Source organism: Pantoea sp. USMM079, from assembly GCF_037153115.1.
In the GTDB taxonomy this organism is placed as follows: Bacteria; Pseudomonadota; Gammaproteobacteria; order Enterobacterales; family Enterobacteriaceae; genus Pantoea; species Pantoea communis.
In genome coordinates this window covers 18,555-30,917 of sequence record NZ_JBBCKX010000030.1, presented here as the reverse complement: position 1 = coordinate 30,917, position 12,363 = coordinate 18,555, and the positions used below count along the sequence as shown (strand labels likewise).

The window sequence follows — 12,363 nt, the reverse complement described above, 5'->3', positions numbered from 1 at the left end:
TTCTGACACCATAGGGCTCGTCATCATAAGGTCGCCACTTATGGCGACTTTTTCATTTCTGGCGCACCGTCAACACAGGATACGCCATCTGGTGCACCCTTAAGGCTGAAAAATCCCTTCCTTAACCTGCTCTGGCGTCACGACGCCGGTATCCAACACCCAACCGCTAATCAGTGCAGCTGGCGTGACATCAAACGCCGGGTTGTAGACCACCGCATTCTCCGGTGCCCACTGCACGCTACCAAAACTGCCTGACACGCCGGTGACTTCGCTGGCGGCGCGCTGCTCAATCGGGATAGCATCGCCGTTCGGGCATTGACGATCCAGCGTGGTGTGCGGCGCCGCCACATAGAACGGAATGCCGTGATAGTGCGCCAGTACCGCCAGGCTGTAGGTGCCGATTTTGTTCGCCACGTCGCCGTTAGCGGCAATGCGGTCTGCCCCGACCCAAATCGCATCGACCACGCCGCGCGCCATTAAACTTGCAGCCATCGAATCGGTGATCAGCTGGTAGGGAATGTGCAGCTCGCCCAGCTCCCACGCGGTTAAACGACCGCCCTGCAGCAGTGGCCGCGTCTCGTCCACCCAGACGCTTTTGACTAAACCTTGCTGATGGGCATGCGCAATCACGCCCAGTGCGGTACCCACGCCAGCGGTGGCGAGACCGCCGGTATTACAGTGCGTCAGCAGCTGGCTGCCGGGCTTGACCAGAGCGCTGCCGGCACGGGCAATGTTGTCACACAGCTGCTTATCTTCTGCCACCAGGCGCAACGCTTCGACACTGAGTGCGGTGACGTAATCAGTCTCCGCCAGCGCAATCTTCATACGATCCAGATTGTTCATCAGGTTGACGGCAGTCGGGCGTGACGCACGCAACACCTCCAGCGCTTCCGCCAATGCCGCGCGGGTGACACCTTGCTCGCCCAACAGCGCCAGCAGCAAGCTGGCTGAAAGGCCAATCAGCGGGGCGCCGCGCACACGGAGCGCATGGATATGATCAACCAACTGCGTCACAGTGTGCGCAGGCAGCCAGTTTTGTTGTTGTGGCAGCGCTTGCTGGTCGAGGATCCACAGTTGATTATCGCGGACCTCAAGACTGGTGGTACGAAGTGTTTGCATGGTGTGAAATCCCTGTTGCGTTAATAGCGGCTATTGTGCCAACATGCGTGACGGATGTATAGACGTCCAAACGGCTTATTACTATCGAATGTCGAGGAACAGGCAATGTCGCAATACCGTACCTTCACCGCTGCTGATGCGGTGGAATATGCTAAAAAATTTGGCGGTGTGGACGATCCGTCAGCGCTGGTCAGCGCAGAAGAGATCGGCGATGGTAATCTCAACCTGGTGTTCAAGATTTTCGATAACCTGGGACAGAGCCGTGTGGTGGTGAAACAGGCACTGCCTTATGTGCGTTGCGTGGGTGAGTCCTGGCCTTTAACGTTGGATCGCGCGCGCCTCGAAGCGCAGACGCTGGTTGAGCACTATAAACATTGCCCAGAGCACACGGTTAACGTCACCCATTATGATGCCGAACTGGCGGTGATGGTGATGGAAGATCTCTCCAGCCATCGCATCTGGCGCGGCGAGCTGGTGCAAGGGGCTTACTACCCTGAAGCGGGTCGTCAGCTGGGCGAATATCTGGCGCAGACGCTGTTCCATACTTCTGATTTTTTCCTGCATCCGCACAAGAAAAAGGCCGAAGTCGCGCGTTTCATCAACCCGGAAATGTGCGAAATCACCGAAGACCTGTTCTTCAATGATCCCTTTATCGATCATGAGCGTAATAAATACCCGGCGGCACTGGAGCCGCTGGTGGTCAGCCTGCGCACTGACGATGCGCTGAAAATCGCGGTGGCCGGGCTGAAGCACCGCTTCTTTGCGGATGCCGAAGCGCTACTGCACGGCGATGTGCACAGCGGCTCAATCTTCGTGGCCGATGGTAGCTTGAAGGTGATCGATGCGGAGTTTGGCTATTTCGGTCCGATTGGCTTTGATGTCGGCAGCGCGATTGGCAATCTGCTGATTAACTACTGCTGCCTGCCGGGCCTGCTGGCCCCGCGTGAAGCGGCAGAAGGGCGCGAGCGTCGTCTGAGCGATGCGCATGAGGTCTGGACGCAGTTCTCCAGCCGCTTCCTCGAACTGGCACACGCCAACACTTCTGATGTGGCGCTGGCGTATCCGGGCTATGCGGAAGCCTTCCTGCGCAAAGTATGGAGCGACACCATTGGTTATTGCGGCACGGAACTGATTCGTCGCACCGTGGGCATGTCACACGTTGCCGATTTTAAACAGATTGCTGATGATACCATGCGTACCGAATGTATTCGTAGCTGCATCACGCTGGGCCGTACGTTGATTCTCGCGGCAGATCATATTGCGGATGTCGATGCGTTAATTGCGCGTATTCGTCAGGCGGGGTAAGTCAGGCTTCAATCTTATAAGTGCGCCATTCACTGCCCGCTTTGGCAGCGAAACCGCTGTATGTATGCGGGATAAGTTATGCCAGGCCCCATTAAAAAAGCCTCCGTCAGGAGGCTTTTTCGTTTTATGCAGCTTCACTGGCGCGCGTGGCGCCTTTATCCTGCGGCTTCGGTGAGGCCAGTGCCTCCGGCACAAACTCATCGACGTTGATGGCTTTGAGACGGCTGGCTTCAGCGCGCGTCAGTACTTTGGCTTCGCTCTCATCAATCCAGCCCTCTTTCAACGCACGCTGTGCCAGCGCATCCAGACGGGTAAACGACAGATGTTTTTTCTGCTGCTGGCAAAGACGTTCATGAATCACTTCCGCTGCCATCACATCCTGCAGCGCCTGCTCCAGTTGGCCTGCTGGATTGTGTTCGCTTGGCGTCAGGTACATGCCACGGCCCAGCCGCGTACGGGTGGCTGACGGCAGTTGCAACAGCTTCGCCAGCTTGTGGTCCAGTTTGTCAGACGGTGCCGGGCAGTGTTTGCCACCGGCGAAAATCACCATGCGCAGCGCGCCTGCCACCAGGCGACTAGGGAAGTTACGCAGCAGGTCATCCATCGCCACTTCAGCCTGATGCAGCGCATCCTGCACGCCCCAGTGCACCAGCGGCAGATCGGCTTCATTGCGGCCTTCGTCGTCAAAGCGTTTCAGGGTGGCAGAGGCGAGATACATCTGGCTCAGCACATCCCCCAGACGTGCTGAGATACGTTCACGACGTTTCAGGCTGCCGCCTAACACTGCCATCGACACATCTGACAGCAGTGCCAGGTTGGCGCTCAGGCGGTTGAGCTGCTGATAGTAGCGGCGGGTCACGTCGCGGGTTGGCGACGCGCTGGTGCGGCCTCCGGTTAAACCGAGCCACAGGCTGCGCACTTTGTTGCTACCGACATGGCCAATATGGCTGAACAAGGCACGGTCAAAGGCCACCAGATCGTTTTTCGCCGCAGCGTTCATCTCTTCCAGCACCCATGGATGGCAGCGAATCGCGCCCTGGCCAAAGATGATCATGCTGCGCGTCAGGATATTGGCGCCTTCCACGGTAATCGCAATCGGTGCGCCCTGATAAGCTCGCGCCAGGAAGTTGTTGTCGCCCAGCATAATGCCTTTACCGCCGGCGATATCCATCGCATCGATAATGGCGCGCTGGCCGCGGTGGGTGCAGTGATATTTCACAATCGCCGACAGCACCGCCGGTTTTTCACCCAGCATAATGCCGCTAGTGATAAGCGTAGCCGCCGCATCCATCACGTAGGCGTTACCGGCAATGCGTGCCAGCGGTTCCTCGATGCCTTCCATTTTACCGATAGAGACTTTGAACTGACGACGGATATGCGCATAAGCACCGGTTGCCAGCGCAATGCTTTTCAGACTACCGGTCGAGTTGGAAGGCAAGGTGATGCCGCGACCGACTGACAGACATTCAACCAGCATACGCCAGCCCTGACCGGCCATCGACGGGCCACCGATGATGAAATCGATCGGCACGAAAATATCTTTACCGCGTGTTGGACCGTTCTGGAACGGCACGTTAAGCGGGAAGTGGCGATGGCCAATCTCTACGCCCGGCGTTTGCGTCGGGATCAGGGCGCAGGTAATGCCCAGCTCTTCAGTCTCACCCAGCAGATGATCGGGATCGGAGAGTTTAAAGGCCAGGCCAAGCACGGTAGCAATCGGTGCCAGCGTAATGTAACGCTTATTCCATGTCAGGCGCATGCCCAGCACTTGCTGGCTTTGCCATTCGCCCATGCACACCACGCCAGTATCCGGAATGGCACCCGCATCCGAACCCGCTTCCGGGCTGGTCAGCGCGAAGCACGGAATTTCATCGCCGCGTGCCAGACGTGGTAAATAGTGATCTTTCTGCTCATCGGTGCCGTAATGCTGCAACAGTTCGCCTGGGCCGAGTGAGTTAGGTACACCCACGGTGATCGCCAGGATACCGGAAACGCCCGCCAGTTTTTGCAAGACGCGCGCCTGAGCATAGGCGGAGAATTCGAGGCCGCCATACTCTTTCTTAATGATCATGGCGAAGAAGCGATGCTGCTTGAGATACGCCCACAGTTCCGGCGGAAGATCGGCCAGTTCGTGAGTGATCTGGAAATCATTCGCCATACGACAGGCTTCTTCGACCGGCCCCTCAAGGAAGGCTTGTTCCTCTTCCGTCAGGCGTGGCTGCGGATAGTTGTGCAGTTTCTGCCAGTCTGGCTTGCCACGAAACAGATCGCCTTCCCACCAGGTCGTACCGGCATCAATCGCTTCCTTTTCCGTACGCGACATCGGCGGCATCACCTTCTGGAAGCTGTGCAGCGCAGGTTTGGAGAACATACTGCGACGCATGGCTGGCAGATTGAAGGGCAGCAGGATAATCGCCAGTGGCAGCAGCAGCCACGGCGTCCACAGGCCTGCAGCAGCCAGCCCGGCGGTCCATAGCAACAGGATTACGCTGCTGAGCCGCAGCGTAACTTGATGGTAAAAGAGGGCGCTAATGACAATCAGCGTCGCGACAATCGAGACAAGCAACATAATGAACCGCTCCGTAAGTTGTAAGAGGTCTGACCTGTTATAAGGTAAGGTTTAGAGCAGTGACCGCTTTTTAGCAATCTGTTTACATCGCAATTACAACAGAACTCACAAAATCGCACTCTCTGGACACCAACAGAGCAGGAATGGCAAAGCCTGGGCCTTTTTCCCCGATGCAGGTGCTTTGCGGCTTTGTCCCATTCCGTTAAACTTGCAGAGTAAATCTTTCCTCTAAAGGACATCCCTATGTATCAGGACATTATTCGCTCAGAACTTAATGAAGCAGCCGATACGCTTAATAAATTCCTGAGTGACGAAGCGAACATTCACGCGATTCAGCGCGCGGCAGTCTTGCTGGCAGACAGCTTCAAAGCAGGGGGCAAAGTGCTCTCCTGTGGCAACGGTGGTTCTCACTGTGATGCGATGCACTTTGCTGAAGAGCTGACAGGGCGCTACCGTGAAAATCGTCCTGGCTACCCGGCGATTGCCATCTCTGATGTGAGCCACCTTTCCTGCGTCAGCAACGATTTTGGCTATGACCATGTGTTCTCGCGCTATATCGAAGCCGTAGGCCGTGAAGGCGATGTGCTGCTGGGCCTGTCCACTTCAGGTAACTCGGCGAACATCATCAAAGCGGTCGAAGCGGCACGCGCCAAAGGGATGAAAGTGATTACCTTGACCGGTAAAGATGGCGGCAAAATGGCAGGCACAGCGGACATCGAAATTCGCGTACCACATTTTGGCTACGCTGACCGCATTCAGGAGATTCACATTAAAGTGATTCATATCCTGATGCTGCTGATCGAAAAAGAGATGGTTAAGTAATGACGCGTCACTCCTGCTCACGCGGGAGTGCTGACTTAAGGCGGTTGCTATGTGCGAATTGCTCGGGATGAGCGCCAATGTCCCCACGGACATCTGTTTCAGTTTTACCGGTCTGGTGCAGCGTGGCGGCGGAACCGGGCCACATAAAGATGGCTGGGGCATCACTTTCTATGAAGGAAAAGGGTGCCGCACATTCAAAGATCCTCAGCCCAGCTTTAACTCACCGATCGCCCGTTTGGTGCAGGAATACCCGATCAAATCACATTCCGTGGTCGCTCATATCCGCCAGGCGAATCGTGGTGAAGTGTCGCTGGAAAACACCCATCCGTTTACCCGTGAGCTGTGGGGACGTAACTGGACCTACGCGCACAACGGGCAGCTGAAAGGCTACAAACAGTTGGAAACCGGGACTTTCCGACCCGTTGGCGAAACGGACAGTGAGAAAGCGTTTTGCTGGATCCTGCATAAGCTGTCTGAGCGTTATCCGCGCACTCCGGGCAACTGGCCGGCGGTATTTCGCTACATTGCTGAGCTGGCGGCTGAGATGCGCGAGAAGGGCGTGTTTAACATGCTGCTGTCGGACGGTCGTTATCTGATGGCGTTCTGCTCGACCAATCTGTATTGGATCACTCGTCGTGCGCCTTTTGGCAAAGCCAAATTGCTCGATCAGGATGTAGAAATTGATTTTATGCAGCAAACAACACCGAAGGACGTTGTGACGGTGATTGCGACACAGCCGCTGACAGGAAATGAAACCTGGCACCGAATAGTGCCAGGCGAGTGGGCATTATTTTGCCTGGGTGAGCGCCAGGAATGACTTCGAGGCAGCATCCGGTGTAGAAATCACCGGCGTGCTGTTCACCGCATATTGACCCGTCGTCGTCACATTAACCGTTGGCGGTATGTGGTACTTCTCGAAGTACGCATAACCCGGCTGCAGTTCACGCCAGAAGTTGATGTACGTTGAGTAGCGATGACGCTGCATGTTGCTATCAGTCATATGGAACGGATAGATATTGATCTGTACATCCTGCTGACCGTTGCGCAGCGCAGCGTTGACGTAGGTAAAGATCTCGTCCATTGATGCGTTGGTCATGGCGTAGCAGCCAATTGAGACGCAATCACCGTGAATCATCAAATAGTTACCGTCATAGCCTTTATCACGATCGTATTGATTCGGGAAGCCGGTATTAATCGCGCGGTAGAAACGGCTGTCCGGTTTTAACTGGTTCAGCTTAACGTTATAAAACCCTTCCGGACTTTTAAAATCGCCCTGACGACGCTTAGGCCCTAATCCGCCAGAGAAATTACAAATGCGATAGCTGTCCAGCAGACGATATTCATTACCGATTTTGCCGTACAGTTCCAGCGTACGCTCTTCCTTGAAGATCTGAATAAAAACAGGAGTGCCAAGTAATTGTTTCTTTAACTCTTTGCTCACCGGTGCCGACAGTTGCGTTGGCTCTGGCGAAATGGCCCAGCTAAGGACTGGCATAAGAATCATCGCAAGCCACAATGCGATTCTGCCCATTCTGTGTGTACCTTGAAGTGAAGAGAGACGATGACGCTGAGCGTCTTGGTATTGCATTATCGGAAATATCCGCTACCGCAGCGCAACATTAACATTGTCTGAGGTTTAATCAAGACAGTCTCCGTGAAAATGGTGCAATCCTAAAGGGATTACGACCAGAATTTTGTAAACTTTAATTCATCGCTCAACAAATATTGCCGAAGTTTTTTACTGCTGTATACTTATCCAGTATTCGGAGGGCGTATGCGCAAAATCATTCATGTCGATATGGACTGCTTTTTCGCGGCCGTTGAAATGCGCGACGATCCTTCATTAACGGATATACCTATCGCCATTGGCGGCAGCCGTGTGCAGCGTGGCGTCATCAGCACCGCCAACTATCCCGCGCGCAAATATGGCGTGCGCAGCGCGATGCCGACGGCAATGGCGCTCAAGCTCTGCCCGCATCTGAAATTACTGCCTGGACGCTTCGATGCCTATAAAGAGGCGTCACGCCAGATACGCGATATTTTCGCACGCTACACCCCATTGATTGAGCCCTTATCACTGGATGAAGCGTATCTTGATGTCACCAATAGCGAGCATTGTCAGGGATCAGCGACGCTAATGGCGCAGGCGATACGTGCCGATATCCTGCGCGAAACCGGTTTAACCGCCTCGGCTGGCATTGCGCCGATCAAATTCCTCGCCAAGATCGCCTCCGATTTAAATAAGCCCAACGGGCAATACGTCATTACACCGCAAGTGATGCCGGACTTTTTACTGACGCTACCGTTGAGCAAAATTCCTGGCGTAGGAAAAGTGGCGACCAAAAAACTGGAAGAGATGGGACTGCGCACCTGCGCCGATGTGCAGAGAGCCGATCTCGCCTTGCTGCTGAAGAGATTTGGTAAATTCGGCCGCGTGCTCTGGGAGCGCAGCAACGGCATTGATGAACGCGATGTGGTGGTGGAGCGCGAACGCAAATCGCTCGGTGTCGAACGCACGTTGATGGAGGACATCCACAACTGGGAGCAGTGTCTGGCAATCATTGATTACCTCTATGCTGAGCTGGATCGACGCCTGACAAATATCCGTCCCGACAAGCAAATCGCGCGTCAGGGCGTGAAGCTCAAATTTAATGATTTCCAGCAGACCACGCAGGAGCATGTCTGGCCGGTGTTGAACAAGGATGACATGATCGCAGTGGCGCGGCAGGCATGGGATGAAAGGCGTGCCGGGCGCGGCGTGCGGTTGGTGGGATTGCATGTGACGCTGGTGGATCCGCAATTGGAGCGGCAGCTAGTGTTGGGTTGGTAAAACCTTGAGTATGGCCTTGGCTATCATCCTGGCGGCTTGAAGCGCCGCCAGGATGCCCTATTCGGCCACTGAATTACTTCTTAGCGTACTTCGCTTCCAGCGTGGCAAACCACGGCGCAACAAAATCGTTGTTCACACCCCAGCCTGGAATAATCTTGTTCAGGGTTGCTACGTTAATCGCCCCTTGCTGGCTATTCAGCAACTGCTGCGAAATGGAAGACGCTTTAAACTCGTAGCTTGCCGGAGTGGCTTCACCCGCGATTTTATTGGCCACTAAGCGCATATTGACCGCACCGATGGTTTTTGGATCGACCGCGACCGTCTGCACCCATGGGCTGTTCTTCTCATGCATCAACTGCAAGTCCTGGTTGGACACGTCAATACTGTAGATTTTGATTTCAGTACGACCATTCTCTTGTAGCGCTTTATAAGCACCCTGACTGAACGCATCCCACGACGCCCAAATCGCATCTATTTTACCTTTTGGATATTTTGCCAGGATCGCACCCACTTTGTTGGCGGTGTCGCCCTGTACATCGGTAGAAACTGCGCCAATGGATTCCAGCTGATGAATGCCTGGATTCTCTTTCAGCAGTTTCTCATACACCACCTGGCGACGTTCCTGCGGCGGGAAGCCTGCGACCCACAGTTTGATGATGTTGGCTTTACCATGGAAATCACTGATCAACTGACCCAGTGACGCCTGCGCCAGCGAGGCATCATCTTGCGCAGTGACGGTCACGCCATTGACCGGCGTATTTACCGGGGTATCAAAGACGGACAGTTTGATACCTGCATCGACAATGTGTTGCACCAGAGCGGTGGAGTAGGGTTCTTTGCCGTGAGAGAGAATGATGCCATCGTATTTCTGGCTGATCGCCTGATTAACAAAGTCCTGGAAACGCGCATCATCGCCGTTACTCAGGAAAGTACTGACTTTAAAGCCCAGTTGACGACCTTGCTGAATGGCTCCGGCAATAAACTGCGTGGTGTTATCGTCAGACCCCAGGTTACGGATGATGGCGATGCGCACCGGACCTTCGTGATTCGCAATCGCTGCGGGAACCGGGGTAACGGTATCGGCAAAGGCAGCGCTGGCGTTCAGCAGGCTTAAGGCCAGCAGCGAAAGGGTAATTTTTTTCATTAGAATCTCTTTCTCAGTAAACGCGCCTTAACGGCGCTGAATGTAGGTAATCGCCAGGGCCAGAGCCAGCACCAGGCCTTTGATAATGTCCATGGCGTAATAAGGCACGGACAACATCACCAGCCCGTTCTGCAATACACCCAGAATCACCGCGCCCACCAGCGTACCGAGCGCGTTAGGTTTGCCGGAACCGGCCAGCGAGAAGCCGATCCATGCCGCGGCAACGGCATCCATCAAATATCCACTGCCGGCGTTCACCTGCGAGGAGCCAATACGCGATGCCAGCAGAATGCCGCCTAATCCGGCCAGCAGCGATGCGAGTACATAGGCCAAAACGCGGTAGCGCGTGGTGCGAATACCGGAAAGGCGTGCGGCTTCTGGATTGCCACCCAGCGCGTACATGCGACGGCCATGCTTGGTCAATGACAGCGCCAGTTGTGCCACAATCGTCACCACCAGCATGATGATCACAATGGTCGGCACCTGACCCAACAGACCGAACGCTGCGGGGATAGTGCCCTCCGCCATATCGCCGCTTGGCATCACCATATTCTCGGTAATCGAACCGCCGAAGCTGTAAGTCATCGCCACGCCCTGAATCACGAAAAGAGTGGCCAGCGTAGCCAGCATGTCGGGAATGCGCAGAATCACGATCAGGAAGCTGTTGAGCAGTCCCACCAGGGTGCACAGTAGCAGCGTGATGATGATGGCTTCGGTGGTGCCAAAGCCGTGCCAGACAAACAGTGAAATCACCAGCGCATTGGCCAGAGAGGCGGTTGAGCCTACCGACAAATCGAAGCCGCCGATGGTCAGCGAAATCGACACGCCAATCGCAATCACCGTGACGATGGCGATGGATCGCAGAATGTTGATGATGTTAGTGGGTTCAAGGAAGCTGTCTGATGCCAGGCCAAACCCGGCGATCAGGATCACCACGGTCAACAACATGCCCCATTTGTAGAGGAAATCGAATAGTTTATGACGCAGAGAAACCTGCGGGTTCAGGGATAGTTCTTTGCTGCTCACGCAGGGGTTCCTCCGGTGGAATAAAGCAATAGCATCTCTTCTGTGGCCTGACGACCTTCCATCTCTGCCACAATGCGCCCATCCCAGAGCACACAAATACGGTCACATAAGCCGACCAGTTCGGAAAACTCGCCCGAAGCGTAGATGATGCCTTTGCCTTCACGTGCCAGGCCGTCAATCAGGCTGAACAGATCGGTTTTGGCTTTGATATCGACACCTTTGGTTGGCTCATCAAAGATCAGCACGTCAGCGTTGTTGCGCAGCCATTTCCCAATTGCCACTTTTTGCTGGTTACCGCCTGACAGACGACGCAGAATCTGCGCCGGGCCGGTGGTACGCACGTTGAGGCGCTGAATCACCTCTTCGGCCCAGCGCCAGGCCTGACGATGACCGAACAGGCTCCAGCGGGAAAAACTGTTGTCCGCGCTGACGCTCAGGTTCATGCTCACCGGTTCATCGATAAAAATACCTTCCTTGCGACGCTCTTCCGGCACCAGCGCCATGCGGTTTTCCACCGAATCGTGCGGTGAACGCGGCCGCCACGGTTTGCCGTGCAGCTTGCCTTTTTCGACGCGGCTTTTGCTTGCGCCAAACAGCGCCTTACACAGCTCGGTTTTCCCTGCACCCGCTAAGCCGGCAATGCCGAGGATTTCGCCTTTGCGCAGATGCAGTGAAATGTCCGCCAGCAGTTGATCATCGTGCAGACCTTCCACGGACAGCAGCAGCGGTTGCTCACTCTGTTCACGGCGAGGTGGATAGACATCGGTCAACTGGTGCCCCAGCATTTTCTCAACAATCTGCTCGCCACTTAGTGCCGCCATCGGGCAGCTCTCAATCAAGCGGCCATCACGCAGCACAGTTAAGCGATCGCAAATCGCTTTGAGTTCGTGAATGCGGTGGGAGATAAACACCACGCCAATGCCGTTGCTTTGTAAACGACGCACCACGGTAAACAGACGCTCGCTTTCATGCTGATCCAGCGGCGCGGTCGGTTCATCCAGAATGAGAAAACGGCAGTGATGGGAGAGGGCGCGCGCCAGCAGGATTTGTTGTTTCTCCGCCAGTGAGCAGCGTTCCACCAGACGATTAACATCGATGTTCACTTCCAGCTGATTGAGCAGGGCACGCGCCTGGCGACGGATTTCACGCCAGCTATAGACATGGCCGGGTTCTGCCAGCTGATCGAGCAGAATGTTTTCTGCCACGCTGAGCTGCGGCACCAGCGCCACATCCACCTCCTGCTGCACCAAATGAATACCGAGTTTTTTGGCATCGCGCGGTGAACGAATGGAGACCGGCGCATCGTCCAGCAGAATCTCGCCGCTGTAATCACTGTGCGCGCCGGATAGCACTGCCATCAGGGTGGATTTTCCCGCGCCATTGGCTCCGGTCAACGCATGCACCGATCCGCCCTCGGTCAGAAAATCGACCTGGGTCAGTGCGGCAAAACCGCCAAAAGCGATGGAGATATTACGCATCTCCAGGCGGTTAATCGCACTCATGGGGCAGGCCTTTCATTAAGAGAGTGGGTGGCATTTTTTCTGAACC

The 12,363-nt window shown here is 55.1% G+C and carries 10 protein-coding genes; 4 read left to right on the top strand and 6 right to left on the bottom strand.

The annotated features are described in order from the left end of the window. Window positions 1-99: 99 nt before the first annotated feature. Window positions 100-1,119, bottom strand: coding sequence for an S-methyl-5-thioribose-1-phosphate isomerase (gene mtnA, locus WFP70_RS24145; RefSeq protein WP_337024642.1), 1,020 nt, complete (start codon window positions 1,117-1,119; stop codon window positions 100-102). Window positions 1,120-1,224: 105 nt separating this feature from the next. On the opposite strand from mtnA, the gene mtnK reads away from it, so the two are divergent. Further along, a complete protein-coding gene (gene mtnK, locus WFP70_RS24140) occupies window positions 1,225-2,424 on the top strand; it encodes an S-methyl-5-thioribose kinase (RefSeq protein WP_058961550.1) in 1,200 nt (399 codons plus the stop codon). 124 nt (window positions 2,425-2,548) lie between these two features. On the opposite strand, the gene fadE is transcribed toward mtnK, so the two are convergent. Continuing rightward, window positions 2,549-4,993 carry an acyl-CoA dehydrogenase FadE gene (fadE, locus tag WFP70_RS24135; RefSeq protein ID WP_337024641.1) on the bottom strand — a complete coding sequence of 815 codons (2,445 nt, stop codon included), beginning with the start codon at window positions 4,991-4,993 and terminating at the stop codon, window positions 2,549-2,551. 243 nt (window positions 4,994-5,236) lie between these two features. Here fadE and lpcA point away from each other — a divergent pair, with 243 nt between their 5' ends. Beyond that, the gene (gene lpcA, locus WFP70_RS24130) at window positions 5,237-5,815 is read left to right on the top strand and encodes a D-sedoheptulose 7-phosphate isomerase (RefSeq protein WP_034825351.1); all 579 of its coding nucleotides are present in this window, start codon (window positions 5,237-5,239) and stop codon (window positions 5,813-5,815) included. 49 nt (window positions 5,816-5,864) lie between these two features. After that, window positions 5,865-6,632: a class II glutamine amidotransferase gene (locus WFP70_RS24125; protein ID WP_058961548.1), complete on the top strand. Its 768-nt coding sequence runs from the start codon at window positions 5,865-5,867 to the stop codon at window positions 6,630-6,632. Here the strand turns inward: WFP70_RS24125 and dpaA are convergent. After that, on the bottom strand, window positions 6,603-7,346 hold the full coding sequence (gene dpaA, locus WFP70_RS24120) for a peptidoglycan meso-diaminopimelic acid protein amidase (RefSeq protein ID WP_058961547.1): 744 nt from the start codon (window positions 7,344-7,346) through the stop codon (window positions 6,603-6,605). The genes WFP70_RS24125 and dpaA overlap by 30 nt on opposite strands. Before the next feature lie 243 nt (window positions 7,347-7,589). Here dpaA and dinB point away from each other — a divergent pair, with 243 nt between their 5' ends. Continuing rightward, window positions 7,590-8,645, top strand: coding sequence for a DNA polymerase IV (gene dinB / locus WFP70_RS24115; RefSeq protein ID WP_337024640.1), 1,056 nt, complete (start codon window positions 7,590-7,592; stop codon window positions 8,643-8,645). 73 nt (window positions 8,646-8,718) lie between these two features. Here dinB and WFP70_RS24110 read toward each other — a convergent pair whose 3' ends face one another. From WFP70_RS24110 to WFP70_RS24100, 3 genes are read right to left on the bottom strand one after another with little or no spacing between them, the layout of a single operon-like run. Continuing rightward, window positions 8,719-9,789, bottom strand: coding sequence for a sugar ABC transporter substrate-binding protein (locus WFP70_RS24110; RefSeq protein WP_034825344.1), 1,071 nt, complete (start codon window positions 9,787-9,789; stop codon window positions 8,719-8,721). 27 nt (window positions 9,790-9,816) lie between these two features. Next, window positions 9,817-10,815: an ABC transporter permease gene (locus WFP70_RS24105; protein ID WP_166933644.1), complete on the bottom strand. Its 999-nt coding sequence runs from the start codon at window positions 10,813-10,815 to the stop codon at window positions 9,817-9,819. Continuing rightward, window positions 10,812-12,317 carry a sugar ABC transporter ATP-binding protein gene (locus WFP70_RS24100; protein WP_337024639.1) on the bottom strand — a complete coding sequence of 502 codons (1,506 nt, stop codon included), beginning with the start codon at window positions 12,315-12,317 and terminating at the stop codon, window positions 10,812-10,814. The genes WFP70_RS24105 and WFP70_RS24100 overlap by 4 nt, the downstream gene beginning before the upstream one ends. Between the last annotated feature and the right edge of the window lie 46 nt (window positions 12,318-12,363).